We start from the raw sequence: 26,171 nt of genomic DNA on the forward strand, positions 1-26,171 counted from the left end.
AACCGGAGCAGCCCCCCCCAGTGATATAGACCCGCAGCTTGAGCTCGGTATTTTCTTCTTCGGTAATCAAGGTCTTTACCTTGTTAGCCGCCGCATCCGTCATCTGGATTGGCAACGGGGCTTCTGCTACTGCACTCATTACTGACCTCACAACCGTTAAATCCACAAACATGGAAACTGTGAAATTATCCAATACCCGACCATTTAGTTCAAGTATTCACCGCTCTGTTACTGTGCCGCAGGCAGTGGGGCGGGTTGCGTCACCAGAGGCTTGAGCACCTCGCTCCACTCAGCCAGCAACTCCTGGGCGGGTTGGCGACCCTCTTTGGCAATGGTGACACTCACCCGATCCGGGATAAAACCTGCCGGCAATTGCCAGTTCCCTTCCAACAACTGGAAGTAGCGCAGCGCATAGCGCCCCTCCCCTACCTTCATGCCGAGATCCCGACCGCTGAGGGTCTTGGGCTTGTCAGCCAGGCTGCCCTCCACCTTTATCTGTATCTGACCACGGAACAGCTCACGCTTCTTGGCGGGCTGGGTCAGGGCCAGACGATAGTGGTAACGGCCGGGTACGCTGGTCTCTTGCAGGGTGAGATTATCGATCACCACCCCCACTTGCTCACCCGTGGGCCTCATGATCCGCTCGAAGAAGGCCAACTGGCGCTTCTGCTCCTGTACCTGCGCCTCCTGATCCTTGAGGGTCTGCTGCAACTGTTCGAAGGCCGCCTTCTGGGTCGCCAGCAAGGTATCCTTTACCCCCAGATCGGTCTTGAGCAGGCCGATCGCCTTGCTCTGACGCTCCAGGGTCTCCTGCTGCACTGTCAGCAAACTGCTCTGAGCCAGATCCTGTCGATTACCGACGAAATAACCGATGATCACCCCCACCATCAGCACCACCAATACCTTCACGATTCGGGACATAGGGCCTCTTTATATGACTCCGTCGCACACGGCCACTCTCCCTTCACTATACGCGACATCCTCTGATTGATGCGGATAAACAAGGAGTTAACCGGCCGTCACGCTGCTTTCTCCCCGTTTTTGACGCGCCGCCAGCCGTAAAGTTCGCTCCAGGATCTGGGAATAGATGGGACGCCCCCCCAGCCATTGCGCCACCAGGGTCGCCCCTATAGTGGTGATCATCATGGGCAGGATCAGCTGATAGTTATCCGTCATCTCGGTCACCAGCACTATGCCGGTGATGGGAGCCCGTACCGTGGCGGCAAACAGTGCCCCCATGCCAGCGATGGCGAAGGCGCCCGGCTCGATGCCAAGTTCGGGGAAGGCCGTATGAAACAGATGGCCGAATACCACACCGAACAGGGTGCCAAGCGCCAGGGTCGGGGCAAAGACCCCGCCCGGCGCCCCTGAGCAGAAGCAGATCAGGGTTGCAATCAGCCGTACAGAGAAGAGGAGGAACAGGGTCGCCAGCGCATACTCATTGCCCAGCAGATGCGGAATGAGCTCGGTACCGCCGCCGGTGACCGAGGGGACAAACAGCGACAGCACGCCGAAGATGCCCGCCACCAGCATGCCGATGGCGACGAAACGGTGCCGCTTGTTCTGGTGCAAGGCCAGATAGCCGTCCTGACAGGCGAGCACCAGCTTGTTGAAGACGAAGCCCAACACGCCAAAACAGCCCCCCATGAAGAGAAACAGCCAGAGTGCCTTCAGGGCGGGGGCATCGTAATGAGGGAGGCTTATCACCGGCCCCTGCCCCCTCATGTTTTGCAGCATCAGGGTCGCCATGACGGCGGAGATCCCCACCGCCTTGATGGCGAGGAAGGAGTAACGGAACTGCGGCCGCATCTCCTCCATCACGAACAGGATCCCCGCCAAGGGGGCGTTGAAGGCGGCGGCCAGGCCACCCGCGGCGCCGGCGGCCAGCAGGGCATGGCCATGCTCCTTGGGCAGCCGGAAGATATCGGCCACCATCTTGCCGAGATTGCCGCCGATCTGCACCGAGGGCCCCTCCCGTCCCAGCACCATGCCCGAACTCAGGGTGCAGATGCCGCCGAAGAACTTGACCGGCAGCACCCGCCACCAGCGCACCGGCCGCAGATCGTCCATGGCCCCCTCGATCTCGGGAATGCCGGATCCCCCCGCCTCGGGGGCGAAGGTGTGGGTGAGGAAATAACCGACCAGGCCCAGCAGGGCGCTGAACCCGAAGCCCAGCAGACCGAGTTGCCACCAGGGGCGATCCGCCAGCAGCGCTAGCCGCAGCTCCCCCAGCCAGCGTACCGAGAATTCGAACAGTCCACATACCAGTCCGGCCAGGATGCCGACCAGGGCCGCCAGCAGCAACACCAGCAATGGCATCTTGTCCTGCTGAATGAGGCGAAAAAAGACGGGTCTGCGGTGTGGCGCAGCCGGTTCAGAAGAGAAGAGAGATTCTTGCACCATGGGATACCATATTCATCTAACCAGGATCGGAAACACCCTGCCTCGGCTCGGCTGCCCAGCACAGGGCCTTTCTGCTATAGTCGGCCCGTTTCATGTGCCACGGAGCAGGCCAGGGCCCGGGTAACGAGAGCGCAAAGCATACTCCACCCCCTCCTGGCTGCCGAGCCTCATTCGGCCATCTTCCCGGGTACGACAACCAAAATCCCACTAAGGATGATCCATGTCAAAATCAGATCAGCTGTTTGAACAGGCCCGCCAGACCATACCGGGTGGCGTCAACTCCCCGGTCCGCGCCTTCAACGGGGTCGGTGGCACGCCCCGCTTCATCGATCACGCCGACGGTGCCTATCTCTATGATGTGGATGGTCAGGCCTATGTGGACTACATCGGTTCCTGGGGCCCCATGCTGCTCGGCCACAATCACCCCGCCATCAAGGCCGCCGTCATCCAGGCGGTGGAGAAGGGGCTGAGCTTCGGCGCGCCGACCGAGATCGAAGTGCTGATGGCCGAGAAGGTCGCCAGATAGTCCCCTCCATGGAACAGGTCCGGATGGTCAACTCCGGCACCGAAGCCACCATGAGCGCCATCCGCCTCGCCCGCGGCTACACCGGCCGCGACAAGATCGTCAAATTCGAGGGTTGCTACCACGGCCACGCCGACTCCCTGCTGGTGAAGGCCGGCTCCGGCGCCCTGACCCTGGGCCAGCCCAACAGCCCGGGCGTACCGGCCGACTTTGCCAAACACACTCTCACCTGTGTGTTCAACGATCTGGACTCGGTGCGCGAAGCCTTCACCCAGTACGGCAGCGAGATCGCCTGCATCATAGTCGAGCCGGTGGCGGGCAACATGAACTGCATCCCGCCGGTCCCCGGCTTCCTGGAAGGACTGCGCGCCATCTGTGACGAGTTTGGCGCCCTGCTGATCCTGGACGAAGTCATGACCGGCTTCCGGGTCTCCCTGCGCGGCGCCCAGGGCCACTACAACATAGATCCCGACCTCACCACCCTCGGCAAGATCATCGGGGCCGGCATGCCGGTGGGCGCCTTCGGCGGCAAGAAGAAGGTGATGCAATACATAGCCCCGACCGGCCCCGTCTATCAGGCGGGCACCCTCTCCGGCAACCCGGTGGCCATGGCTGCCGGCCTCGCCATGCTGGACCTGCTGCAAGCGCCTGGCCTCTATGAGCAACTGAGCGCCAAGACCACCCAAGTGGCCGAGGGGCTGAAGGCCGCCGCTGCCAAACACGGCATCCCGCTCGCCATCACCCATGTGGGCGGCATGTTCGGCTTCTTCTTCACCGACGAAGCCGAGATCACCCGCTATGAGCAGGTGACCCGCTGCGACATGGAACGCTTCAAGCGCTTCTACCATCTGATGCTGGAAGAGGGTGTCTATCTGGCGCCGAGCGCCTACGAGGCGGGCTTCCTGTCACTGGCCCACGGCGACAAGGAGATTGAACACACCCTGGCCGCCGCCGAGCGCAGCTTCGCCAAACTGGCGGGCTGAGCCCTGCCGGTATGAACCAAGGGCCCGTGAAGGGCCCTTTTTTGTTGCCTCTGTCGTCTCGCCGTGCCAGAGCCCCCTTCTGGTGCAGACCCCTCTCTTCTCGCCGATGTTTGCCACTAGCTGGTGCATCCACCACCACATTGGCTGTCATAAAGCGGGCCCACTATTTGCACGAGTTCATGCAGGAGCCCACTTGACCGAGGTGTGTATGGCAGAGATGAGCCCTATCGATGTGCTGCGGCGCTATCAGGAGTACGAGACCGAGCTGAGCCCCCTGCTGCTGGGGCTGCTCAGCCTGCCCCCGGAGGCCCTCAAGGGTTATCCCTTCGTGCAGAGCATAGGCCAGAGCCAGGCAAGCCCCGGCATACTGGCACCCATCCCCGCCCCGCAGGGGCAGCTTCGACTGGTGGTGCAGGGCCATGGCCGCGAGCTCGGTATCAATCTGCATCAGCTGATCGCCTGGTTGATGGGGGACAGGGAGCGGCGCCGTGCCATCCCCTGGTTCAGGGCCGTGTATGTGATCCTGAGTCTGGCGCTGTTTCTCATTGTCGCGACCCTGATCTGGCATGGGCTGGAGCAGATCTATTTGCTGCTGTGCGGCACCCAGCAGAACAAGCTCGGCGCCTTCAGCGCCATCATCTTCCTGACCCTGGCGCTGGCGGTGTTCGATCTGGGCAAGACCATTCTGGAGGAGGAGGTGCTGCTGCATAAGGACATCTTCCGCCACAGCGCCATTCGCCGCACCATCACCCGCTTCATCGCCGCCATCCTGATCGCGGTTTCCATCGAGGGCTTGTTGCTGCTGTTCAAGGGATCCCTCGGCCAGATCGAGCTGCTCTGGCCTGCGGTGGGGGTGATGGGCTGCGCCGTGGGGCTGCTGCTGGCGCTTGGGCTCTATGTCTTCCTTGGGGCCAAGGCCGAGGCGGCATTGGTCGCCTCCAGCCAGCGTCCCCCGCCGAGTACGGGTCAAATGAAGACGGGGACACTCGCCAGACGCGGGATCCGGCGATCCAAATGACAGGCCCAGCCGCTATCCGCCTGATGGGCCTTGTGACGCTATCGGGTAGCAGCGAGCCAGCCACTTCAGCATCTGCATGTCGGTGGACTACACCGGAACATGACCGCCAGAACCGTCCTGCCTGGTTGGTAGCAGCTAGCCGGTGGCACCCGCCAGTTGGGGCTGAGGTTGATGGCGCGCCGCCTTCCAGGAGGCATACATGGTCCAGGAGGTGTAGATGACGATGAAGGCCACCAGCCATTTCAGCATCTGCATGTCCATGGATTGCACCAGCATGGCCGCCAGCACCACCCCGATCGGGCCGAAGATGGCCACCGCCAGCACCGCCTTGGCATCGAAGGCTCCCTTGCGGATGAAGGTGCCCGCCGAGAAGACGCTGAGCACGGCGGTGGAGCCCATCATGATGGGGAAGGCCGCCAGCGGGTTCATTCCCAGCAGGTAGACCAGGGTCATGCAAGGGGCGAACAGGCCGATGCCGACATTCATCAGCACGCCGAAGATGAAGTTGCCGAGCAGCGCTATCCCCAACTTGTAACCGGTCAGCCCCATGGCCGCGCCCCCCAGGGGGAACAGGCCCAGCAACCCGGCGAAGATCAGCCCCGCCACCACCAGCAGGGAAACCGCCATCACCAGCCGGATGGTCTGCCTGTCGAAGGAGGCGACGTGACGAGCACCCCAGGCGGCCCCCGCCGCCGCCGCCGCCATCATGCCGATGAGGGTGACAGGATCCACCTTGACTGCGCCGACGAAGATGAGGGACTGGACCACGGTCGGCAACACGCACTGGCCGTTGAGGGTACCGGGCAACAGCCGGTCATCGATGAGCTTGAACTGCTTGTAGCAGGCTGTCTTCACCGCGAAGCTGCCGACCCCCAGGGTGTCGAGAAAGTTGGCGACAAACCCGATGCCCGCCACCGGCCAGAACGGCGTGGACTCAAGTTCGCCCTGACGCCGTTTGTGCCACCAGGCACGGACCAACATGAAGATGAAAACCAGGGCACAGCCAATAAACAACAGGCGTAAAAAAGTAATGAGCATACGAAGTCCTCCAGCGACGGGCGGCGATTCTAAGGCAGCAAGAATAAAAAATCTTGGTCAGGATCAACCCTTCAGCCAATGCAAACGATTAACTGGAGGATCTCTCGACAAGCACGCCCGAACGACTCTGCTAATACTTGTCTATGAGGGCGCAAGCCCGGGTTCATCGGTCGTAATCATGGTCATTTCGCGACGACCACAGATTCCGATGGTGCATCACCAAAAGAAGGCGGCTCACAACCGCCTTCTTTTTTATCGTTCGTGGGTCGGTGAGGGAGAAAACATCAGGACAGGCAGCGAGACAGTCTGGGGACGAGGCGCGCGATCAATCGATCCGACAATGGGGTCAGCAGCAGCGGCGGCAGGCAGAGCAGGGCCAGACTGAGGGCCCCCACATAGACATCCGTCAGCCAGTGGGCACCGGCAAGAATACGGGGGGCCGAGAACAGGGGCACCATCAGCACGGCTGACGACAGCGCCCGGCGCGGCAGGTAACGCAAGGCAAAACCGGCGAAGATCATCAGGAACAGGGCGTGATCGCCGGGAAAGCTGTTGCCGGCAGAGTCCTTGGTCGGGATCTGGCTAAGCTCGCTCACCCGCAGCGCCCGCCACCATCAAGGTGAGGCTGGAGCGGCTGATCGGCAGCAGGTGGACGACCTGATTGATAAGCAAGGCGCCGAGCAGCATGACCACCCCCATCGCCACCAGCCGGTGGCGTGCCTCACCCTGGACACGGAAGAAACAGGTGGCCAGGATCCCCCCCATGCAGGCCAGCACGGCCAGATCGAACAGCCGGTGATTGGTGATGGCAACCAGATAGGCCCAGTGCGGGGAGGCGCCAAGCCAGCCATTGACCAGCTGGAAGGTGGCGAGATCCCATCTATCCCAGGGGCCATGACCCGGCAGGACGGTCCAACTGAGGGCGATCAGGCCCCCGACCAGATAGAAAGGGATGAACTTGCTCATGCCAACGCCTCCTTCGAAAAGGGCCCATGTTAAGGCAGAGTTTTGGTGATCTGAATCACAAAAATGTAAGGGCGAGCGTCAAACACAGGCACCATCGATACTGACCCAGCCGCCTCTGCCTGCGTCGGGATCGGTGAACGCGCCGCCTTGGATCGCCCGCAACTTGCGGCTAGTATGGACTCTCCCCTCACTCAGGATGATGACGATGCGCAGCTACCTTCGCATGATGTTGTTTGCTCTCGGTTTGCTGGCAGGCGTGCAGATACCGGGGCTGATCGATCTCTACTACCAGCGGCTGGATGCCCGGCTGCAACAGGCCAACCTCAGTCTGGCGCCCTTCCAGGGCACCGCGGAACAGCATTTTGGCGGGGATCTGAATGCCTTGATCGCCCATTACGGCGCCAGCCAGGATCCCGTCTTCACCCAGGATGCCACCAGCCTGCAACTGCTGGTGAGCCAGCAACAGCGCCTGCAGCAGGAAAGCCTCTTCCAGGATTCCCCCTGGTATCGGCAGCTGTCCCACCTGCTGCTGCAACCGGATCCCCAGCTCTGGCAAGACACCCTGCACAACTACAGCTATGTGGTGCCCATCAAGCAGGCCGCCATCTTCTGTGGGATGATGGGGGGCCTGTTCGCGGCCCTGCTGGGGGATCTGCTGCTGGGGATAGTACTGCTGCCATTTAGCCAACGCCCTCCCTCCCGTCATAGCCTGCGCTGAGCCGGCGTCAGTGCAGAAAAGCAAGAGGGGCCCCGAGGCCCCTCTTGCTTTTCCCCTTCCCCCGAGGCGGCTACTCGAAGGGTTCGAGGTAGGCCTGGATCGCCTTCTTCAACCAGGCGAGCACCTTGCCGTGGTGGGCGTTCTCCGCCAGATAGACGCCGTAATCGCGCCACTGCAGGCTGAACTTGTGCTTGAGGGTCAACAGCTCCCCTTGCCGCAACTGGCTCTGGATCAGCGGCGAGGGCAGCACGGCCCAACCGAGGCCATCCAGCACGGCGTCCCGCATCAGCTCGAAGCTCGACAGGCCGATGTGCTGGCCGCCGATGGGCAGCAGGCTCTTGACCGAATACTCGTCGACGTAGGAGAGGGTGACCTGGGTATGGCCGGCCAGATCCTGCTGCAGCACCCGCTTCAGGCTGGCGAGGGGGTGGCTCGGCGCCACCACCATCAGGGTGCGGATCGGGTTCAGCACATCGATGCACAGACCGCTGCGCTCCTGCTCATCGGTGATGAGGCCGAAGGCGGCATCCACAAACCCCTCCTCCACCAGGGCCGGCAGTTCGGGGGGCGAGGCCAGCACCAGCGAAATACTGGTGCCCGGAAACTGGCGGCGCAGGGTGCCCAGCATGTCCCGCCAGACGGGTTCGGGGATGGCATCGTCCCGCGCCACCCGCAGCGCCACCTCGGCGCCTGAGGCGTGATGCTCGCACTTGAGCTTCAGACTGTTGGCCGCCTGCAGCAGCCGCTTGCAGTCGTCCAGCACCTGCTCCCCTATCTCGGTCAGCCGACTCTGGTTGGCCCCTCGTTCAAAAAGATCGACGCCAAGCTCCAGCTCCAGTGCCGCAATCGCCGTGCTAACCGCGCTGCGACTCTTGCCAAGCCGGCGCGCGGCATGGGCAATGGAGCCGCAGTCAGCTGATTCGACGAAGAGTTGTATCTGGTTAAGCTTCATAAGGATCGCGGATGGTGGAGTTTCCTATGACTACCTTAGCTCGCCCCCAATGCACAAGGCAAACCCACAGCGTCCGATTTCTCGACGCTCAGCGATTCCCGAGCCGGCTGTCACCACGGCTATCATCTCAGGGTCGCAGTCACAAAAGGACGTCGTATGTTAATCAGTCGCATGCTATTGGCCCGGATCTTTCTGACCGGCGCCATCCTGACCGAGGTGGCGGGCACCTCGACCATGGCCCTGATCCCGGACAATGAAGCCGGATGGCTCAACTATCTGCCCATGTGGGGGCTCATCGCCCTCTCCTATCTGTTGCTGGCCAAAGCCGCCAAAACAATCTCTATTGGGGTCGCCTTCGCCTTGTGGGAGGGGCTGGGGATCGGCCTCATCACCCTGGTCTCCATGCTGTTCATGGATTACGACCTCGGCACGCAGGAGCTGATCGGTCTGGCGCTGGCCATAGTGGGGATTGTTATGGTGACCCTGGGTGAAACCCATGAGGAGCCGCGCAGCCAGAATGGCCCGAGCAAGCTGAAGGAGGCGGTATGCACCCCCTGATCATCGTGCTCGGCGCGGCGCTGCTGGATATCTGTGCCAACATGGCGATCAACCGATCGGTCGGCTTTCGCTACAAGGGCTGGGGCTTTCTCGGCATCCTGCTGGTGCTCTGCGCCTTCACCCTGCTCTCGGAGGCGGTGAGCACCGGCAAGATAGATCTCGCCATCGCCTATGCCACCTGGGGCGCCATCGGCATCCTCGGTACCGCGCTCGGCGGTCTCTTGCTGTTTGGCGAGCGGCTCAAGCCCATCGGCTGGGCCGGGATCCTGGTGATGGCCGTGGCGGTGGCGCTGTTGACCACCGCCTGATTCTCTACCAGTTGCACATAAAAAAGCCGCCCGGTTTGCCGGGCGGCTTTTTGTTGGATAAAACCTCTACAGCAGATGACTCAGGCAGCGGAAGTCGCTACCTCATACAGCTCCAGCGGCAGGCCGTCCGGGTCGGCGAAGAAGGTGAAACGCCGGCCCGTCAGCTCGTCCAGCCGCACCGGCTCCACCTCGATCTGATGGGCTTGCAGATGGGCGATGACCCGCTCCAGATCCCCCACCCGAAACGCCAGATGACGCAGGCCGCAGGCCTCGGGCCGGGAGGGCCGCGCCGGCGGCGCCGGGAAGCTGAACAGCTCGAGCTGGCTGCCATCCGGCAGGCCCAGATCCAGCTTCCAGGACTCGCGCTCGGCACGCAGGGTCTCAGCGATGATGGGCAGCCCCAGCAGCTCGTGATAGAAGCGGCGAGAGCGGGCATAGTCGCTGGCGATGATGGCCACGTGATGAATGCCGTCAAACAGGGGCACTGTCATATCGACTCCGTGAAGACGGGCGACCAGGCCGCCCGCCTCGTTAGTTGAAGAAACCGTTGAACCAGTTGTCCAGGGCATTGACCGGGTTCGGGTTGGAGACCGGGCTGGCGCAGCTCATGGGTTCCCCCAGCCCCGCCAGTTTGGCCGGTACCTGCAGACTGCCGGGGCAATCGTTGGTGACCCGGGCACCGCTGGCGCGGGAGAAGCTGGCCCAGCTCACCCCTTCCGGCATGTTCAGGCTCAGGCTGTTGACCCCGCGCTGGCTCATGTAACCGCTGAACAGCTGCAAGGCGCCGCTGGCCCCGGTCAGTCCGGCCGGGGTGTTGTCGTCGCGGCCGACCCAGACGCTCACCAGCTCGTTGTTGTCGAGGCCCGCAAACCAGGAGTCCCGCAGCTCGTTGGTGGTCCCCGTCTTGGCGGCCATAGTGGCGCCGGGGAATTTGGCGCTCAGGGCGCGGGCCGTGCCCTGGCTCACCGTCTTGGTCATGGCGAACAGGGTCAGCCAGCTCGCCTGGGGATCCGTCACCCGCTTGGCGGCCTCATCGTGCTGATAGAGCTGGCTGCCATCGCTGTTCACCACGGCGCGAATGGCCGACAGCGGCTGGGTCAGCCCCTGGTTGGCGATGGGCAGGTACATCTGGTTCACCTCCATCGGCGACAGGGCCACAGCCCCCAGCACCAGGGACGGATAGGGCTGGATCTCCTGGGAGACGCCGAGCTTGTGCAGGGTGTCCACCACCTTGTCCAGGCCTACCTGCAGGCCGAGGTTGACGGTCGGCACGTTGAGGGAGCTGGCCAGCGCCTCCATCAGCGGCACGCTCTGGCGGAACTTGCGATCGTAGTTCTGGGGCGTCCAGATCTGGCCGTCCTGACCACGGATGCGGATCGGCTGATCTTTCAGCGGCGTGCCCAGGGTCAGGCCGTTGGAGAGGCCGGTCAGATAGACCGCAGGTTTGACCAGGGAGCCGATCTGGCGGCGGGCATCCAGCGCCCGGTTGAAGCCGGCGTAGCGCGGATCCCGCCCCCCCACCATGGCGACCACCTCGCCCTTGTGCCAGTCGGAGACCACCATGGCCGCCTCCAGCTTCTTCTTGCCACGCTGCTTCTCGATGGTGGCCAGACCGGACTCCACCGCCTGCTCGGCGGCGTGCTGGGCGATGGGATCCAGGCTGGTGAAGATCTTGAGGCCGGACTGCTTGAGCAGATCCGGGCCGAAGCGGCTCTGGATCTCGCGCTTGAGCAGGCCCATGAAGGCCGGGGTGCGACCATAGCTCATCTGGCCCCGGGTGATGATGCCGAGCGGCTGCTTGCTGGCCAGTTCATATTCCGGCTGGGTCAGGCTGCCGTGATCCATCAGCAACTTGAGCACCAGATCCCGGCGTGCCTTGGCCCGCTCGGGGAAGCGCCAGGGATCGTAATAGGAAGGCCCCTTCACCATGCCCACCAGCAGGGCCACCTGATCGATGTCCAGCTCGTTGACCGGGATGCCGAAGTAGAAGTAGGAGGCGAGCCCGAAGCCATAGACCCCCTGGGAGAAGTTCTGCCCCAGATAGACCTCGTTGAGGTAGGCCTCCAGGATCTCGTCCTTGCTGTAGCGATAGTCGATGAGTACCGCCATATAGGCTTCCTGCGCCTTGCGCCACAGGCTGCGCTCGCGGGTCAGGAAGAAGTTCTTGGCGAGCTGCTGAGTGAGAGTACTGCCCCCCTGCACCGTGCGGCCGGCCAGCACGTTGGCCACCATGGCACGCATGATGGCCACCGGCGAGACGCCGCCGTGCTGATAGAAGTCTCTATCTTCGGTGGTGAGCAGGGTCACCAGCAGGCTGTCCGGCACCTCGGCGATACGCACCAGCAGACGATCCTCCCGATCCTCGGTGTTGAGGCGGTCCAGCAAGACAGGGTCCATCTGGGCATAACCGAGCTGACGCTGGTTCTCGAGGGACTGGATCCCCTCCAGCCGCGCACCGTTGAAGCTCAGGCGCAGGCCGCGCGCCGCATCGGCACCGTCATGGAAGGCGAACGGACGACGAATGAGATCGATGCGATTGCCGTTGACCGCATATTCCCCCGGGGTGTGGGGCTGGCGCACCTGCTTGTAGCTCAGCATGCTGAGCTCGCGCAGCATCTGGGCCTGGGAGAGACGCTGGCTGGGGTAGAGCTCCAGCGGACGGCTGTAGACCATCACCGGCAGCTGCCACTTCTCACCGTCGAAGCGCTCGCGCACCTTGGTATCGAGATAGATACCGAAGACCACCATGAAGGCGCCCACCACCAGGGAGAGCTTGAAGCCAAGCCAGAACAGCTTGCGCCATATGGTGCGGTTGGGCGCCGCCTTCTTGGGCGCGCTCTTGCGTCTTTGGGTTGCCATGAATCCTCTTTGTTATTCGTCGTTATGCGTTGTGTCGCCTGAGTGGCGTGATCATTGATTCACCACCCTCTCCCGTCGGGAGAGGGTCAGGGTTAGATCCCCATCTTCTTCTTGGTCACCCTGGTCGGCATCGCCTCCAGCGGATTGTCCGGCCAATAGTGGCGGGGATAGCGCCCCTTCATCTCTTTCTTCACCTCGCCGTAGGAGCCGGCCCAGAAGGCGGCGAGATCGGCGGTGATCTGCAGCGGCCGCTGGGCCGGGGAGAGCAGCTCCACCACCAGGGGCACCCGGCCATCGGCCACGCAGGGGGTGGTGCCTTGCCCGAACATCTCCTGGATACGCACCGGGATCACCGGCGCCTGTCCCGGCTCATAGCGAATGCGCACCCGGCTGCCGGTGGGAGCGGTGAAGTGGCTCGGCAGCGCCTCGTCCAACCGCCTCGGCAGCGGCCAGGGCAGGGACTGGCGCAATATGTCCACCAGATTGAGGCGCTTGAGCTGCTCCAGCCGGCTCATGCCCGCGAGGGCGGGCAGCAACCACTCCTCGAGGCGCGCCAGCAGGCTCTCCTCATCCATGGCGGGCCAGCCCTCGTCCGGCAGCCAGCCCTCGTCCGGCAGCCAGTCGGCGGCGCAGCGCAGCCGGGCCAGCAGCCCTTCGCTGCCCTCATCCCAGGGCAGCACGTGCAACCCCTTGCGCCGGATCCCTTGCAGCAGGCAGCACCCCTTCTGCTCGTCGGAGAGATCCGTCAGCGGCCGCTGGCTCAGCACCAGTTCGCCGATCACCTGCTGGCGCTCGGCCCGCACCCGTTCCTCCCGCTCGTCCCAGTCGAACCACTGGCGCTCGCTCACCAGCTCCGGCAGTTGGCGCACCAGCTCGTCCAGCTCCACCGGCTCGGCGATGAAGATGCGGCTGCCGCGCTCGTTCTGCCCCATCTCCACGGCAACGATCGCCGCTTGTCCCTGACAGGGATGACCTTCTACCAGATCGCAGCTCACCCCACCACTGAGTTGATAACGCTGACCGCTGCGCAGCTTGCCGATCCGATCCGGCCAGGCGAGGGCGCACAGCAGCCCGAGCCATTGACCCTGGGCGACCGCAGGCCTTGCGCCGAGGCGCTCGAACCAGCGGGCGGCGCCCTGACGCAGGGCTCCTTGCCGGCGATGGAACAGCACGGAGAGACGCTCGGATCCTCGCAGATCCTCTTCCAGCAGCGCCACCAGATAGGCCGCGTCGGCGACAATCCCTGTCAGACCCCCGGCCTCCAGCGCCCGCGCGCGCAGCAGCAGGCGTGCGAGCCGGGGATGGGTACCGAACGCCGCCATGGCTCTGCCCTCGGGGGTGAGTTGCCGATCCGCCTCCGGCCGCATGGCGCCGAGTGCCACCAGCAACCGCTGGGCGCTGGCCAGGGCGGCGGCGGGAGGCATGTCCAGCAGCGGCAGGCTCTCGACCCTGGCGCCCCACTGGGCGGCGTCCAGCAACAGGCCGGTCAGCTCCTGGGTCAGGATATCCGGTGGGCTCTGCTCGGCGAGGCGCTCCTGCCCTTCACTGCTCCACAGCCGGTAGCAGACGCCGGGGCCGAGGCGGCCGGCGCGGCCCGCCCGCTGGGTGGCGGACGCCCTGGCGATCTGGCGGGTCTCCAGCCGGGTGACGCCGCTCTTCAAGTCGAAGGAGGCGCGCCGCTCCAGGCCGCTGTCGATGACGATGGAGACCCCCTCTATGGTGAGGGAGGTCTCCGCCACATTGGTGGTGAGCACCAGCTTGCGACGGCCCGCCGGGGCCGGCTCTATGGCGGCCTGCTGGGCCGCCATGTCCAGGCGGCCATAGAGCGGTGCGAGGCGTACGTCCTCCGGCAACCGCCCCTCCAGCCATTGTGCCAGCCGCTCTATCTCCCCCTGCCCCGGCAGGAACACCAGGGCGCTGCCGGCATGACTGGCCAGCGCCTCCAGCACCACGGCGCCGACTTGCGGCTCCAGCCACTGCTGACGGTTGGCGGGGCGATAGTGATAGTCGATGGGAAAGCCGCGTCCCTCGGAGCGGATGACGGGGGCATCCGGCAGCAGGCGCTCAAGCGCCATGCCATCCAGGGTGGCGGACATGATCAGCAGCTTGAGATCGTCCCGCAGCCCTTGCTGACTCTCGATGGCAAAGGCGAGCGCGGTGTCCGCATGCAGGCTGCGCTCGTGAAATTCGTCGAAGATGACCAGGGAGACGCCCGTCAGCTCGGGATCCTGCTGCAACATCCGGGTCAGCACCCCCTCTGTCACTATCTCGAGCCGGGTCTGTGCACTGGTACGGCTCTCGCCGCGCACCCGCAGGCCGATGCGCTCTCCCACCTTCTCCCCCAGCTGACGGGCCAGGAAGCTCGCAATGTTGCGCGCCGCCAGACGGCGGGGCTCCAGCATGATGATGCGACCGGGCAGCCGGTTTTGGCGCACCAGCTCCAGCGGCAGCAGGGTCGATTTGCCCGCGCCCGGGGGCGCCTGCAGGATCACGCTCGGATGAGCAGCGATGGCATCAAACAGCCCGGACAGCACCGAGACGATGGGGAGTTGGGACAAAACGGCGAAGACCTTCTGTGGCGACCTTAAAAACGGGGTCCATTCTGCCATAGCATCCGCCAAGACCATAAGCGGATGTCGCAGGCGCACCACAACAACCCAGGCATTAAGGCTACGGCGCGCGCTTCCACACGGCGGTTGCCACCATAAGCCAGGGATTGCCGGGCAGCGATGGCGAGACAGGGGCCGGCTCGCTGCCATAGAATGGGCCATTCCACTGTGCCCACGAGGACCGACGACTCGCATGCCCAAACTCTTCTTTGCCCTGCCTCTGCACGAGCTGGCTCCCACCCTGATCGCGTGGCGTGAGCGGTGTCCCTGGCCCGGTCAGCCGGTGCCGGAGATCAACCTGCATCTGACCCTGGCCTTTCTCGGGGAGGCCGACGAGACCACCCTGGTCCAGCTGATGGCGGCCGCCGAACTGCAACACTGCCCGCCATTCAGTGTCCGGCTCGATCAGACCGGCTGGTTCAATCGCGCCAAGGCCGCCTGGGTGGGGCCCAGCGAGTGGCCGAACGAGCTGAACGTGCTGGCCAGGGCGCTGCGTCGCCACGGCGAGAAGCTGGGACTTGGCAACGGCGAGCAGGGCTATCGCCCCCACGTCACCCTGTCGCGCAAGGCCGCCGAAGCCCCGGCCGAGCTGCCAGCACCGGATTTCATGCTGCACGCCGATCGCTTCTGCCTCTATCGATCCGCCAGCACGCCGGACGGAGTGCAATACGAGCCGCTGGCCTGCTGGCCGCTGCGGGCCCGCGCCAAAGACAAAGCACAGCAGAGTGAGGAGCTAAGCCGATGATCTTCGATCCTCCCCTGCAGTCCGGGCAACTGATCGCCCGCTACAAGCGCTTCCTGACCGACGTCCTGCTCGACAGCGGCGAGCAGATCACCATCCACTGCGCCAACACAGGTGCCATGACCGGCTGCGCCCTGCCAGGCACCCGGGTCTGGTACTCCACATCAAGCAATCCCAAACGCAAGCTGGCCCACAGTTGGGAGATCGCCGAGAGCCCGGCGGGGCACTTCATCTGCGTCAACACGGCGCGCGCGAATCAAATCGCCAGGGAGCTGATAGAACAGGGGCTGCTCGCCCCGCTGACGGGCTATGCCAGGCTGCGCACCGAGGTGAAATATGGCGAGGAGAACAGCCGCATCGATCTGCTGCTGGAAGACGATGACAAGCCCCGCTGTTACATAGAGGTGAAGTCCGTCACCTTGCTGGATGAGCGGGAACAGGCCGGCATGGGCTACTTCCCCGATGCGGTCACCAGCCGTGGCGCCAAGCACTTGCGTGAATTAATGGCCATGAAGGCGGCCGGTCACAGAGCCGTGCTGTTGTTCATGGTGTTGCACTCGGGGATTGAGCGGATGCGTCCTGCAGCCCATATAGATCCGCACTATAGTCTGCTTGTTGAGCAGGCAATGGCGGCAGGGGTTGAAATTTTATGCTATCGCCCCCATGTTGGGGTGCAGGGCATGGTGGCCCAGAGTTTTATTCCATTTGAATCTGACCACCTGCGACCCGAGGGCTGCGAATAAATACTGGAGTGGGTAACATAATTGGCAAGGCTTGTTTGCCTCCGGTTAACCCTTCTGCTATAGATACGGCCCTCAATTTACGGATGGCACGGGTAGCGTGCTGAATTAGGAGACAGGGCATGCCAACAGGCGAAAACAGGAAATCTCTGGGCCCCCTGGCCATTGCGGGTGTAGAGCCTTACCAGGTCAAAGCCGGTGAGGAGTACATGAATGACCAACAGAAGGTACATTTTCGCAAGATCCTGGGAGCCTGGCGCAACCAACTGATGCAGGAAGTTGACCGCACCGTTGACCATATGAAGGATGAGGCTGCCAATTTCCCGGATCCAGTCGATCGCGCTGCGCAGGAAGAAGAGTTTGCTCTCGAACTGCGGACCCGCGACCGCGAACGCAAGCTGATCAAGAAGATCGAGAAGACCTTGCTGCTGCTCGAAGAAGACGACTTTGGTTACTGCGAACACTGCGGTATCGAAATCGGCATTCGTCGTCTCGAGGCCCGTCCGACTGCAGACCTCTGTGTCGACTGCAAGACGCTGGCCGAGATCAAGGAAAAGCAGATGGCTGGCTGATGCCGACCGTCCAGATGCACAAAAGGGGGCCTGCGAGCTCCCTTTTTTATTGAGCTTTTGGCCGCAGCGTCCCAAAATGCTGCCTCAATGTACCCCTTGCCCGAATCGCCACGCCCGTGAACCCAGTTCCCCCTTCCCAGCCTCGTCCTTATATAGGCCGCTTCGCCCCCTCCCCCTCGGGTCCGCTTCACTTTGGCTCCCTGGTGGCGGCCCTTGGCAGCTTCCTGCAGGCCAGATCGCAACAAGGGCGCTGGCTGGTGCGGATCGAAGACATAGATCCGCCGCGAGAGATGGCGGGAGCCAGCAGCCTCATCCTCCAGACCCTGGAGGCTCACGGCCTGCACTGGGATGGGGAGCCGATGTTCCAGAGCCGACGCCACGCCCGTTATGACGAGATCATCGAGCAACTCTACCAGGTAGGGGCGCTCTACTGGTGCCGCTGCACCCGGCGCGAGATCATGGCCAGCGGCGGCCTGTATTACGGCCACTGCCGTGAGCTGGGGCTGAGCCCACAAGACTGCGCCGCCCGACTGCGCCAGCCTCATCCCGTCTACCGCTTCGACGATGGGCTGCAAGGCGAGATAATCGTGTCCGCCGGGCTCGCGGAGGAAGACTTCATCGTCCGCCGCCGGGACGGGCTCTACGCCTATAACCTGGCGGTGGTGGTGGATGACATGGACAGCGGTATCACCGAGATAGTGCGCGGCGCCGATCTGCTGGAACCCACGGTGCGCCAGATTGCGCTCTACCAGACCCTGGGAGCCACGGTGCCCGGCTGGGTGCACCTGCCGCTGGCGGTGCTGGCCGATGGCAACAAGCTGTCCAAGCAGAACCATGCGCCGGCACTGGCGCTGGATGACGTCAGGCCGGCCCTGTGGCAGGCGCTCGCGTTTCTCGGTCAACGTCCTCCGCCAGAACTCAGAGAAGGCGAGGTCGATGAGATCATCGCCTGGGCTATCGCCCACTGGCGGCTGGCACAAGTCCCTCGCCAGCAAAAGATCGTCATGGGATCCCGATAAGCAGGCCCAAACCAAGTGAGCAGACCACACCGTTTCTCATTTGGTCAGGGCTGAGCTATGATAGGCCGCTATTTTTTGGCCTCCCGTCAATTTGAAGTCATGAAGAGGTGTACCATTTTTTCCCAGATCGCAAACTTTTGCCGCAAGGTGCTCGGCAAGGAAGACGGCGAGCAGTCGATGGAGTCTCCCATTCCAGCCCGTGTCGCCGGTCAACGCCGAACCTTGAGCCGTGACCAGCACCCCATCTCGCGCAAAGAGATCAGCGAGAATGCGCTCAAGGTGCTCTACCGCCTGAACAAGGGGGGCTACGAAGCCTACCTGGTGGGTGGTGGCGTCCGGGATATTCTGCTCGGGAGAACGCCAAAGGATTTCGACATCGCCACCGATGCCACGCCGGAGCAGATCAAGGCGTTGTTCAGCAACTGCCGCCTGATCGGCCGTCGTTTCCGCCTGGCCCACATCGTCTTTGGTCGTGACGTGATCGAAGTGGCTACCTTCCGTGGTCACCACCATCAGGTCAATACCAGCAAGCACGTGTCGGCCCAGTCTGATGAAGGCATGCTGCTGCGTGACAACGTCTACGGCACCATCGAAGAAGATGCCGAGCGCCGCGACTTCACCGTCAACGCCCTCTACTACAGTGCCAAGGACTTCACCCTGCACGACTTCGAGGGTGGCATCGAGGATCTCGCCCAGCGCAAGCTGGAGCTGATCGGTGACCCCGAGACACGCTACCGGGAAGATCCTGTGCGGATGCTGCGTGCCGTGCGCTTCGCCGCCAAGCTGGACATGACCATCAGCCCGCGCACCGCCGCCCCCATCAAGGAGCTGGCGCCGCTGCTGCAGGACATCCCGGCCGCGCGCCTGTTTGAGGAGACCCTCAAGCTGTTCCTGGCCGGCGATGGCCTCGCGACCTACAAACTGCTGAGGGAATACGGGCTGTTCCAGCCGCTGTTCCCGCAGGTCGCCGCCCTGCTCACCCCGCACGGCAGCTCGCCGTTCGAGCAGTTCATCGAGCAGGCGCTGATGGACACCGACAACCGGGTCCGTGAAGACAAGCGGGTCAACCCGGCCTTCCTCTACGCCACCCTGCTGTGGGGCGCCGTCGAGGCCCGTGCCCGAGTGCTGGAAAACGAGAGCGGCCTGCCTTGGCACGATGCCTTCATGCTGGCCATCAACGAGGTGCTGGACGCCCAGGTACGGATCATCGCCGTGCCGCGCCGCTTCACCACGGACGTGCGGGACATCTGGGCGCTGCAACAGCGACTGACCCGTCGCCAGGGTCGTCACCCCGAGCGCGCCATGGAGCATCCGAAGTTCCGTGCGGCCTTTGACTTCCTGTTGCTGCGCAACCGGGTCGAACGGGGCCTCGGCGAGCTTGCCAGCTGGTGGGAGCGCTACGTGGCCTCCAATCCGGATGTGCGCCCGCAGCTGCAACGGGAAGCGACCCGTCGCCCGGCGAGCGGTGAACGCGCCCCGGCGGCTGAGCCGCACAGCGGGGACGGTGAGAAACGTGGCACCAACAGCCGCAATCGCCGTCGCCCCCGCCGCCGCAAACCGAAAGCGGCCGAGTGATACTCTGATGATCGAGGCCTTCGTTGCCATCGGCTCCAACCTGGGCAATCCCATTGCCCAGGCCCGGCGTGCCATCGCTGCCCTGGCGATGCTGCCGGAATCCGAGCTGCAACAGGCCTCGCAACTTTACGGCAGCCGCCCCATGGGCCCTGCGGACCAGCCGGACTACGTCAATGCCGTGGTGCGACTTCATACCCGGCTCGGCCCCCTCGCCTTGCTGGATCAACTGCAGAAAATCGAGTTGGAACAGGGACGTGTGCGCAAGGACGAGCGTTGGGGGCCAAGAACCCTGGATCTGGATCTGCTGCTGTACGGCGAGCAAGTCATCCAGCATGAACGCCTGACCGTTCCCCACTACGGCATGAAGGAGCGGGAGTTTGTCCTGCTCCCCCTTGCCGAGCTCGCACCCGCCCTGGTGCTGCCCTGCGGCACCCCACTCACCGAACTGGTTGCCCGCTGCCCGCGCAATGGTCTCGCGATCCTTGCCTGCGCCACGGGTGAGTAGAGGAGTAGGAGCAACGTTATGAGCAAGATAACCACCACCAGCCTGTTGAAAATGAAGCAGGACGGGCAAAAAATCACCGCCATCACCGCCTATGATGCCAGCTTCGCCAAGCTGTTCGACGACGAAGGCGCTCAGGTGCTGCTCATCGGTGATTCCCTCGGCATGGTGCTGCAGGGAGGTGAAGACACCCTGGGCGTCAACATGGATGAGATGGTCTACCACACGCGCTGCGTGGTGCGTGGCACCAGCAAGGCGCTGGTGGTCAGCGACATGCCGTTCATGAGCTACGCCACCCCCGAGCAGACCTACCAGAATGCCGCCCGCCTGATGGCCGCCGGTGCCCGCATGGTGAAGATGGAAGGGGGCGACTGGCTGTGTGACAGCATCCGCCACCTGACGCGTAACGGCGTGCCGGTCTGCGGTCACCTCGGCCTGACACCGCAATCCGTGCACGTGTTTGGTGGCTTCAAGATCCAGGGTCGCGACGAGTTCCAGGCCCAGGAAATGTATCGCCATGCGCTCGAGCTGCAAGCTGCCGGTATCCAGCTGCTGGTGCTCGAATGCGTGCCAGTTGCCCTGGCCGATCGCATCACCAAGGCGCTGCGCATCCCGGTGATCGGTATAGGGGCCGGCCCCGCCACCGATGGCCAGATCCTGGTCATGCACGATGCCTTCGGCATCACCTCCGGCTATGTGCCCAAGTTCACCAAGAACTTCCTGGCCGAGACCGGTGACATGCATGCCGCCATCCGCCTCTATGTGAAGCAGGTCAGCGAGGGCACCTTCCCCGGCCCCGAACACTGCTTCAACTGATTGCACGCCTCAGGGCAATAGCGGGGGCATAGGCCCCCGCTTCGTCATTCTTAACTGGTCGATTTTGTCTCTCTTTGAAGTATCTGAAGGTGAACTCTTGATGTTGGTCGTTAATAATCCCGTCGCGCTGCGTGAGCAGATCAATCAATGGCGTCGCGAAGGCCGTGCCATCGCATTCGTGCCCACCATGGGCAATCTTCATCAGGGCCACCTGACCCTGGTCAACGAGGCCCGCAGCCACGGTGAGAAGGTGGTCGTCAGCATCTTCGTCAACCCCCTGCAGTTCGACAAGGCCGAGGATCTCACCAACTACCCGCGCACCCTGGAACAGGACTGCGCCGCCCTGCGCGCCGCCGGGGTGGATCTGGTGTTCACCCCGACCCCGGAGCTGATGTACCCCCATGGGCTGGCAAGCCAGACCTTCGTGGAGGTGCCCGGCCTCTCCGGCCTGCTGGAGGGCGCGCTGCGCCCCGGCCATTTCCGCGGCGTCAGCACCGTCGTCACCAAGCTGTTCAATCTGGTGCAGCCGGACGTGGCCTGCTTCGGTCAGAAGGATTACCAGCAGTTGGCGCTGATCCGCAAGATGGTGGCCGACATGGCCATGCCGGTCCAGATCGTCGGCGTGCCGACCGTGCGGGCCGAGGACGGGCTGGCGCTCTCCTCGCGCAACGGCTACCTCACCGAGAGCGAGCGGGCGCTGGCCCCCGAGCTCGCACGCACCATGAACTGGATAGCCGAGCAGATTGAGGCCGGGGATCACCACCTGCCCTCCCTGGTGGCCCAGGCCAGTCAGCGCCTCGATAACGCCGGCTTCAGGACCGACGCCATCGACATCGTCGATGCCGATACGCTCGAATCCGCCACCGAGGCCAGCGAGCGGCTGGTGATCCTGATGGCCGCCTATCTGGGCAAGGCCCGCCTCATCGACAATTGTGTGGTCACGCTCGGGGCCTGACAGGTCCCGACAAGGAGAAAGAGATGTCCAAGAAGGTTTATTGCATCGCCCAGTTCCAGCCCAAGGCCGGTCAGGAGCAGGCGCTGTTCCAGGTGTTGCAGGGACTGGAGCCCAACACCCTGCGCGAGGATGGCTGCCAGCAATACATAGTCACCCGCCGCATCCCGAGCCCCTTCGCCGAAGGGGATAGCTTCCCCATCGTGTTCAACGAGGTCTGGCGCGACATGGCGAGCTTCGAGGCCCACTGTCAGCGGGCCGAGATCAAGGCCTTCTTCGAGCGTTACTGCCTCGCCGATGACGGCCTGGCGGCCAAATGGAACGTCTGCGTTTACAGCGACGAGCCCGAAGCCTACGACGCCCCCGTCCTCTGACTCCATTACGTCCACAAAACAAAAGGCGCCCGTAGGCGCCTTTTTCATGGTTCGAATACTCAGTGCCGCAGGCCGGTGCCACGGGAGATGAGCCACCAGGCCAGGGCGTAGAACACCACGATGAAGCCGATGATGATGAGGTAGGCGGTGCCGAGCGGCACGTCCGAGATGCCAAGGAAGCCGTAACGGAACGCGTTCACCATGTAGATGATGGGGTTCACCTGGGAGACCCCCTGCCAGAAGGGGGGCAACAGGCTGATGGAGTAGAAGACCCCGCCAAGGTAGGTGAGCGGCGTCAACACGAAGGTCGGGATGATGCTGATGTCGTCGAAGGTCTTGGCGAACACCGCATTGATGAGCCCTGCCAGGGAGAACAGGATGGCGGTCAGCAGTACGGTGAAGCAGACGCTGAACAAATGGTGGATCTGCAGCGGCACGAAGAACAGCGACACCAGGGTGACGATGAGGCCAACGCAGAGTCCACGGGCCACGCCGCCGCCTACATAGCCGGCGATGATGACGTAGTTCGGCACCGGCGCCACCAGCAGCTCCTCCACGTTGCGCTGGAACTTGGCGCTGAAGAAGGAGGAGGCGACGTTGGAGTAGGCGTTGGTGATGACCGACATCATGATGAGGCCGGGCACGATGAACTCCATGTAGCTGAAGCCCCCCATGTCACCGATACGCGACCCGATAAGGTTGCCGAAGATGACGAAGTAGAGGCTCATGGTGATGGCCGGTGGCACCAGGGTCTGCAGCCAGATCCGGGTGAAGCGGACCACTTCCTTGGTCAGGATGCTCTTGAAGGCGATGTAATAGGTGTTGGCGTTCATGCGCTGTGACTCTCTTCCACCAGGGTGATGCAATTAGGGTTGGTCTTCATGCCTTGCGGCCCTCTTCCACCAGATTGACGAACAGCTCTTCCAGCCGGTTGGCCTTGTTGCGCATGCTCTGCACCTGCACCCCCTGGGCCGAGAGCTGTTCGAACAGGCTGTTGAGGGACTGGCTCTTGTCCAGCTCCACCTCCAGGGTACGTTCATCCTGCATGCGGCCCTGGAATTCAGGCACGTTCGGCATGGCCGATCCCGGGGCCAGGTCCAGCATGAAGGTCTCCCGCCCCAGCTTGCCCAGCAGGTTCTTCATGCTGGTGTTCTCGATGAGGCGGCCCTTGTCGATGATGCCGATATTGCGGCACAGCATCTCCGCCTCTTCCAGATAGTGGGTGGTGAGTATGATGGTGACGCCCTGCTCGTTGAGCTGTTGCAGGAACTGCCACATGGAGCGGCGGATCTCGATGTCCACCCCCGCAGTCGGTTCATCCAGGATCAGCAGCTTGGGTTCATGCATCAGGGCACGGGCTATCATCAGCCTGCGCTTCATGCCACCGGACAGGGTGCGGGCCGGCATGTCGCGCTTGTCCCACAGATCGAGCTGGCGCAAGTACTTTTCGGCGCGCACCTTGGCCTCGCCGCTCGGCACGCCGTAGAAGCCGGCCTGGTGAGTGATGATCTGGCTCACCTTCTCGAACATGCTGAAGTTGAATTCCTGGGGCACCAGGCCGAGCTGGGCCTTGGCCTGCTCCAGCTGGCCATCGATGTCGTAGCCGAACACCTTCACCTTGCCGGCGCTCTTGTTCACCAGTGAGCTGATGATGCCGATGGTGGTGGACTTGCCCGCCCCGTTCGGACCGAGCAGGGCGAAGAAATCCCCCTGCTTGACGGTAAGATCTATGCCCTTAAGGGCTTCGACGCCCCCCTGATAGGTCTTTTTCAGGCCGGTGATTTCCAATGCGTTCATTGCAACCCCTGTGATGGATGATGCGCCCATCTCGAGACAGAAAAGGCGGCCAAGGCCGCCTGCTGACAGTGATGGCGGACCACCATACTGCCTTTGCCACTTCCGAGCCTTGCTTATTCTTGCGGAACAACCTTGCCGATGAACGGCAGGTTACGATATTTCTGGGCGTAGTCGATACCACAACCCACCACGAATTCATCCGGAATGGCGAAGCCTACCCAGTCTATCGGCACCTGTACTTCACGGCGGGACGGTTTGTCCAGCAGGGTGCAGATGGCCAGGGACTTGGGTTCACGCAGGGAGAGGATCTCGCGCACCTTGTTGAGGGTGTAACCGGTATCGATGATGTCTTCGACGATCACGATATCCTTGCCCTTGATGTCATCATCCAGATCTTTGAGGATGCGCACGTCACGGGTGCTGTGCATACCGGAGCCATAGCTGGAGGCGGTCATAAAATCCAGGGTGACGGGCAGCTGGGTCTGACGGCACAGATCGGCCAGGAAGACGCAGGAGCCGCGCAAGAGGCCGATCATGACCACTTCATCCGAACCCTGATAACGGGCGGTGATCTCTTCACCCAGTTTGGCGATCCGGGCGGCCACGTCGGCCTCGGAGATCATCACCTCGACAATGTGTTTCATCACATACTCCATTAATGGCCAAAGGGTTATTGGCCGTTCATTAACATCAAAACCGAAGATTCTACCATTCCAACCGGAGGGCGTCAGGCATACGTGATGCTTTTATCGGCTTATTTTAATTGATAGAGTTAGCGAGCCTTTTGGCATTATCGGTGACAATACTATAAACACCATAATCAATAACTATTAGATGAAAAAACTATGGAACCACGCGCAGAAATAAGACGTCGGACCCGGCTCTCGCCGGAGGCTCGCCGTGATCAATTGATGGAATGTGCCATCGAGGTGTTCTCCCGTCGCGGCATCGGCCGTGCGGGGCATGCCGAGATTGCCGAGCAGGCCAAGGTATCGGTCGCGACCGTGTTCAACTACTTCAACACCCGTGAAGAACTGGTCGATGAAGTACTGGCCGAGATCGAAGGCTTTGTGCAACAGATCCTCGAGCAGGCATACAGTGGCCAGGGTCCAGTCAGGGACAGCATCCACCGCCACGTGAAACTGTTTGTCGATGCGGCCTATGATCAGCCAGATCACGCCAGTATCTGGCTGGAGTGGAGCTCATCGGTACGCGAAGAGGTATGGCCTCGCTATACCCGCTTGCTGGACAAGGCGCTGGAACGCATCGCGCCCCACCTGCAAGCCGCCATGGACAGTGGCGAGATCCAGAGCGTGCTGTCGGCGCAGGATCTGGCCCGCTCCCTGACCGGGTTTGGCTATGTCATGATGCAGATGATCAATCAACCTCAACGCCCGTCCCGGGAAGAGGTGACCGATTTTCTGTTCAAATATGTGACGGCCCCCATTCAGGCTGCATAACCCGCCTCGCCAATAAAAAGCGGCGCCGGACTGTTCAGGTCGGCGCCGCTTTTGTTTGTCTGCCCTCTACCCGGCTCAGGGCTGGGCATAACCCCAGCGTTGGGTCAGATCCTGCTTTATCCCCAGATGGTCGAGGATCCGCGCCACCATGAAGTCCACCAGATCCTCGATGCTCTTGGGCTCGTGATAAAAACCAGGCGCCGCCGGCATGATGGTCACCCCTAGCCGCGCCAGTTTCAGCATGTTCTCCAGATGGATGGCGGAGAAGGGGCTCTCCCGTGGCATCAGGATGAGCTGGCCGCGCTCCTTGATCACCACATCCGCCGCCCGCTCCAGCAAGTTGTCGGAGGCGCCGTTGGCAATGGCGGAGACGGTGCCCATGGAGCAGGGGCAGACCACCATCTGTTTCGGCGCCGCCGAGCCCGAGGCCACCGGCGAGAACCACTCCTCCTTGCCGCAGGCCACTATCTGCCCTTCTTTTGCGCCATATTGGCGACAGAGGTAGGCGGACAGCTCCTTGGGTGACCCCGGCCAATCCACCCGCTGCTCGGTCTTGAGCACCACCCGGGCGGCCGAGGAGGCCAGCAGATAGACCCGATAATCGGCTTGTACCAGACATTGGAGCAGCCGCAGGGCATAAGGAGCGCCGGAGGCGCCCGTCAGCGCCAGAGTGATCTGTTTATCCAT

The 26,171-nt window shown here is 62.9% G+C and carries 26 protein-coding genes and 2 pseudogenes; 15 read left to right on the plus strand and 13 right to left on the minus strand.

Annotation, left to right across the window (positions count from 1 at the left end; translation table 11 throughout):
• From LG30_RS0100605 to clcA, 3 genes are all read right to left on the minus strand, one after another.
• On the minus strand, window positions 1–139 hold a 139-nt coding region (locus tag LG30_RS0100605), incomplete at its 3' end, for an iron-sulfur cluster insertion protein ErpA (protein ID WP_033128953.1).
• Between the two features lie 89 nt (window positions 140–228).
• Window positions 229–921, minus strand: a complete 693-nt coding sequence (locus LG30_RS0100610) for a DUF6776 family protein (protein ID WP_033128773.1) — start codon at window positions 919–921, stop codon at window positions 229–231.
• Window positions 922–1,008: 87 nt separating this feature from the next.
• Window positions 1,009–2,403, minus strand: coding sequence for a H(+)/Cl(-) exchange transporter ClcA (clcA, locus tag LG30_RS0100615; RefSeq protein ID WP_033128774.1), 1,395 nt, complete (start codon window positions 2,401–2,403; stop codon window positions 1,009–1,011).
• A gap of 220 nt (window positions 2,404–2,623) precedes the next feature.
• Here clcA and hemL point away from each other — a divergent pair.
• Window positions 2,624–3,909 (plus strand): annotated as a pseudogene (gene hemL, locus LG30_RS20890) (glutamate-1-semialdehyde 2,1-aminomutase).
• 208 nt (window positions 3,910–4,117) lie between these two features.
• Window positions 4,118–4,927, plus strand: a complete 810-nt coding sequence (locus tag LG30_RS0100625) for a hypothetical protein (protein ID WP_033128954.1) — start codon at window positions 4,118–4,120, stop codon at window positions 4,925–4,927.
• Between the two features lie 135 nt (window positions 4,928–5,062).
• On the opposite strand, the gene LG30_RS0100630 is transcribed toward LG30_RS0100625, so the two are convergent.
• The gene (locus LG30_RS0100630; protein ID WP_033128775.1) at window positions 5,063–5,965 is read right to left on the minus strand and encodes a sulfite exporter TauE/SafE family protein; all 903 of its coding nucleotides are present in this window, start codon (window positions 5,963–5,965) and stop codon (window positions 5,063–5,065) included.
• 284 nt (window positions 5,966–6,249) lie between these two features.
• Window positions 6,250–6,931: pseudogene (locus LG30_RS20895) on the minus strand (phosphatase PAP2 family protein).
• Window positions 6,932–7,136: 205 nt separating this feature from the next.
• Between LG30_RS20895 and LG30_RS0100640 the strand changes: the two are divergent.
• Window positions 7,137–7,649, plus strand: a complete 513-nt coding sequence (locus LG30_RS0100640; protein ID WP_033128776.1) for a DUF2937 family protein — start codon at window positions 7,137–7,139, stop codon at window positions 7,647–7,649.
• Window positions 7,650–7,719: 70 nt separating this feature from the next.
• Here the strand turns inward: LG30_RS0100640 and LG30_RS0100645 are convergent, their stop codons facing one another.
• Complete coding sequence (locus tag LG30_RS0100645; RefSeq protein ID WP_033128777.1) at window positions 7,720–8,601, minus strand: LysR family transcriptional regulator; 882 nt, start codon at window positions 8,599–8,601, stop codon at window positions 7,720–7,722.
• Between the two features lie 156 nt (window positions 8,602–8,757).
• Here LG30_RS0100645 and LG30_RS0100650 point away from each other — a divergent pair, with 156 nt between their 5' ends.
• Window positions 8,758–9,159, plus strand: a complete 402-nt coding sequence (locus LG30_RS0100650; protein ID WP_081965927.1) for an SMR family transporter — start codon at window positions 8,758–8,760, stop codon at window positions 9,157–9,159.
• Window positions 9,147–9,467 (plus strand): SMR family transporter, encoded by a 321-nt coding sequence (locus LG30_RS0100655; protein WP_033128778.1) that lies wholly within the window; start codon window positions 9,147–9,149, stop codon window positions 9,465–9,467. The genes LG30_RS0100650 and LG30_RS0100655 overlap by 13 nt, the downstream gene beginning before the upstream one ends.
• Window positions 9,468–9,547: 80 nt before the next feature.
• Here LG30_RS0100655 and gloA2 read toward each other — a convergent pair whose 3' ends face one another.
• From gloA2 to hrpB, 3 genes are all read right to left on the minus strand, one after another.
• Window positions 9,548–9,958, minus strand: coding sequence for an SMU1112c/YaeR family gloxylase I-like metalloprotein (gene gloA2, locus LG30_RS0100660; protein WP_033128779.1), 411 nt, complete (start codon window positions 9,956–9,958; stop codon window positions 9,548–9,550).
• Window positions 9,959–9,998: 40 nt separating this feature from the next.
• Window positions 9,999–12,326, minus strand: coding sequence for a penicillin-binding protein 1B (gene mrcB / locus LG30_RS0100665; protein ID WP_033128780.1), 2,328 nt, complete (start codon window positions 12,324–12,326; stop codon window positions 9,999–10,001).
• 92 nt (window positions 12,327–12,418) lie between these two features.
• The gene (gene hrpB / locus LG30_RS0100670) at window positions 12,419–14,884 is read right to left on the minus strand and encodes an ATP-dependent helicase HrpB (protein WP_033128781.1); all 2,466 of its coding nucleotides are present in this window, start codon (window positions 14,882–14,884) and stop codon (window positions 12,419–12,421) included.
• 244 nt (window positions 14,885–15,128) lie between these two features.
• Here hrpB and thpR point away from each other — a divergent pair, with 244 nt between their 5' ends.
• The 9 genes from thpR (at window position 15,129) to LG30_RS0100715 (ending at window position 22,227) form a co-directional block, all read left to right on the plus strand.
• Window positions 15,129–15,680: an RNA 2',3'-cyclic phosphodiesterase gene (gene thpR / locus LG30_RS0100675; RefSeq protein ID WP_033128782.1), complete on the plus strand. Its 552-nt coding sequence runs from the start codon at window positions 15,129–15,131 to the stop codon at window positions 15,678–15,680.
• On the plus strand, window positions 15,677–16,420 hold the full coding sequence (sfsA, locus tag LG30_RS0100680) for a DNA/RNA nuclease SfsA (RefSeq protein ID WP_033128783.1): 744 nt from the start codon (window positions 15,677–15,679) through the stop codon (window positions 16,418–16,420). The genes thpR and sfsA overlap by 4 nt, the downstream gene beginning before the upstream one ends.
• 119 nt (window positions 16,421–16,539) lie before the next feature.
• Entirely contained in the window at window positions 16,540–16,989 is a 450-nt protein-coding gene (gene dksA / locus LG30_RS0100685; protein ID WP_005329052.1) for an RNA polymerase-binding protein DksA, read from the plus strand.
• Between the two features lie 116 nt (window positions 16,990–17,105).
• Window positions 17,106–18,008, plus strand: coding sequence for a tRNA glutamyl-Q(34) synthetase GluQRS (gluQRS, locus tag LG30_RS0100690; protein WP_033128784.1), 903 nt, complete (start codon window positions 17,106–17,108; stop codon window positions 18,006–18,008).
• A 99-nt stretch (window positions 18,009–18,107) separates the two neighbouring features.
• The gene (pcnB, locus tag LG30_RS0100695) at window positions 18,108–19,583 is read left to right on the plus strand and encodes a polynucleotide adenylyltransferase PcnB (protein WP_052100803.1); all 1,476 of its coding nucleotides are present in this window, start codon (window positions 18,108–18,110) and stop codon (window positions 19,581–19,583) included.
• 7 nt (window positions 19,584–19,590) lie between these two features.
• Entirely contained in the window at window positions 19,591–20,088 is a 498-nt protein-coding gene (folK, locus tag LG30_RS0100700; protein ID WP_033128785.1) for a 2-amino-4-hydroxy-6-hydroxymethyldihydropteridine diphosphokinase, read from the plus strand.
• An 18-nt stretch (window positions 20,089–20,106) separates the two neighbouring features.
• Window positions 20,107–20,901 (plus strand): 3-methyl-2-oxobutanoate hydroxymethyltransferase, encoded by a 795-nt coding sequence (gene panB, locus LG30_RS0100705; protein ID WP_033128786.1) that lies wholly within the window; start codon window positions 20,107–20,109, stop codon window positions 20,899–20,901.
• A 100-nt stretch (window positions 20,902–21,001) separates the two neighbouring features.
• Window positions 21,002–21,856 (plus strand): pantoate--beta-alanine ligase, encoded by an 855-nt coding sequence (gene panC, locus LG30_RS0100710; protein WP_033128787.1) that lies wholly within the window; start codon window positions 21,002–21,004, stop codon window positions 21,854–21,856.
• A gap of 23 nt (window positions 21,857–21,879) precedes the next feature.
• A complete protein-coding gene (locus LG30_RS0100715; protein ID WP_033128788.1) occupies window positions 21,880–22,227 on the plus strand; it encodes a putative quinol monooxygenase in 348 nt (115 codons plus the stop codon).
• A gap of 59 nt (window positions 22,228–22,286) precedes the next feature.
• On the opposite strand, the gene LG30_RS0100720 is transcribed toward LG30_RS0100715, so the two are convergent.
• From LG30_RS0100720 to hpt, 3 genes are all read right to left on the minus strand, one after another.
• Window positions 22,287–23,060: an ABC transporter permease gene (locus tag LG30_RS0100720; RefSeq protein WP_033128789.1), complete on the minus strand. Its 774-nt coding sequence runs from the start codon at window positions 23,058–23,060 to the stop codon at window positions 22,287–22,289.
• Window positions 23,061–23,106: 46 nt separating this feature from the next.
• Window positions 23,107–24,024, minus strand: a complete 918-nt coding sequence (locus tag LG30_RS0100725; RefSeq protein ID WP_033128790.1) for an ABC transporter ATP-binding protein — start codon at window positions 24,022–24,024, stop codon at window positions 23,107–23,109.
• A gap of 113 nt (window positions 24,025–24,137) precedes the next feature.
• Entirely contained in the window at window positions 24,138–24,668 is a 531-nt protein-coding gene (gene hpt / locus LG30_RS0100730; protein WP_033128791.1) for a hypoxanthine phosphoribosyltransferase, read from the minus strand.
• A gap of 201 nt (window positions 24,669–24,869) precedes the next feature.
• On the opposite strand from hpt, the gene LG30_RS0100735 reads away from it, so the two are divergent.
• On the plus strand, window positions 24,870–25,484 hold the full coding sequence (locus tag LG30_RS0100735) for a TetR/AcrR family transcriptional regulator (RefSeq protein WP_033128792.1): 615 nt from the start codon (window positions 24,870–24,872) through the stop codon (window positions 25,482–25,484).
• 75 nt (window positions 25,485–25,559) lie between these two features.
• Here LG30_RS0100735 and LG30_RS0100740 read toward each other — a convergent pair whose 3' ends face one another.
• Window positions 25,560–26,171 (minus strand): flavin prenyltransferase UbiX, encoded by a 612-nt coding sequence (locus LG30_RS0100740; protein WP_033128793.1) that lies wholly within the window; start codon window positions 26,169–26,171, stop codon window positions 25,560–25,562.

This window comes from Aeromonas aquatica (assembly GCF_000764655.1).
In the GTDB taxonomy this organism is placed as follows: domain Bacteria; phylum Pseudomonadota; class Gammaproteobacteria; order Enterobacterales; family Aeromonadaceae; genus Aeromonas; species Aeromonas aquatica.

Excerpts from the sequence above, each read along its gene's own strand:
- dksA (WP_005329052.1), top strand. The coding sequence starts at position 16,540 with ATGCCAACAGGCGAAAACAGGAAATCTCTGGGCCCCCTGGCCATTGCG.
- LG30_RS0100630 (WP_033128775.1), bottom strand. The coding sequence starts at position 5,965 with ATGCTCATTACTTTTTTACGCCTGTTGTTTATTGGCTGTGCCCTGGTT.
- folK (WP_033128785.1), top strand. The coding sequence starts at position 19,591 with ATGATCGAGGCCTTCGTTGCCATCGGCTCCAACCTGGGCAATCCCATT.
- gloA2 (WP_033128779.1), bottom strand. The coding sequence starts at position 9,958 with ATGACAGTGCCCCTGTTTGACGGCATTCATCACGTGGCCATCATCGCC.
- LG30_RS0100610 (WP_033128773.1), bottom strand. The coding sequence starts at position 921 with ATGTCCCGAATCGTGAAGGTATTGGTGGTGCTGATGGTGGGGGTGATC.
- hpt (WP_033128791.1), bottom strand. The coding sequence starts at position 24,668 with ATGAAACACATTGTCGAGGTGATGATCTCCGAGGCCGACGTGGCCGCC.
- clcA (WP_033128774.1), bottom strand. The coding sequence starts at position 2,403 with ATGGTGCAAGAATCTCTCTTCTCTTCTGAACCGGCTGCGCCACACCGC.
- thpR (WP_033128782.1), top strand. The coding sequence starts at position 15,129 with ATGCCCAAACTCTTCTTTGCCCTGCCTCTGCACGAGCTGGCTCCCACC.
- mrcB (WP_033128780.1), bottom strand. The coding sequence starts at position 12,326 with ATGGCAACCCAAAGACGCAAGAGCGCGCCCAAGAAGGCGGCGCCCAAC.
- LG30_RS0100735 (WP_033128792.1), top strand. The coding sequence starts at position 24,870 with ATGGAACCACGCGCAGAAATAAGACGTCGGACCCGGCTCTCGCCGGAG.
- LG30_RS0100650 (WP_081965927.1), top strand. The coding sequence starts at position 8,758 with ATGTTAATCAGTCGCATGCTATTGGCCCGGATCTTTCTGACCGGCGCC.
- sfsA (WP_033128783.1), top strand. The coding sequence starts at position 15,677 with ATGATCTTCGATCCTCCCCTGCAGTCCGGGCAACTGATCGCCCGCTAC.
- LG30_RS0100720 (WP_033128789.1), bottom strand. The coding sequence starts at position 23,060 with ATGAACGCCAACACCTATTACATCGCCTTCAAGAGCATCCTGACCAAG.
- LG30_RS0100725 (WP_033128790.1), bottom strand. The coding sequence starts at position 24,024 with ATGAACGCATTGGAAATCACCGGCCTGAAAAAGACCTATCAGGGGGGC.
- pcnB (WP_052100803.1), top strand. The coding sequence starts at position 18,108 with ATGAAGAGGTGTACCATTTTTTCCCAGATCGCAAACTTTTGCCGCAAG.
- LG30_RS0100655 (WP_033128778.1), top strand. The coding sequence starts at position 9,147 with ATGCACCCCCTGATCATCGTGCTCGGCGCGGCGCTGCTGGATATCTGT.
- LG30_RS0100625 (WP_033128954.1), top strand. The coding sequence starts at position 4,118 with ATGGCAGAGATGAGCCCTATCGATGTGCTGCGGCGCTATCAGGAGTAC.
- panC (WP_033128787.1), top strand. The coding sequence starts at position 21,002 with ATGTTGGTCGTTAATAATCCCGTCGCGCTGCGTGAGCAGATCAATCAA.
- LG30_RS0100640 (WP_033128776.1), top strand. The coding sequence starts at position 7,137 with ATGCGCAGCTACCTTCGCATGATGTTGTTTGCTCTCGGTTTGCTGGCA.
- LG30_RS0100645 (WP_033128777.1), bottom strand. The coding sequence starts at position 8,601 with ATGAAGCTTAACCAGATACAACTCTTCGTCGAATCAGCTGACTGCGGC.
- LG30_RS0100715 (WP_033128788.1), top strand. The coding sequence starts at position 21,880 with ATGTCCAAGAAGGTTTATTGCATCGCCCAGTTCCAGCCCAAGGCCGGT.
- LG30_RS0100740 (WP_033128793.1), bottom strand. The coding sequence starts at position 26,171 with ATGGATAAACAGATCACTCTGGCGCTGACGGGCGCCTCCGGCGCTCCT.
- panB (WP_033128786.1), top strand. The coding sequence starts at position 20,107 with ATGAGCAAGATAACCACCACCAGCCTGTTGAAAATGAAGCAGGACGGG.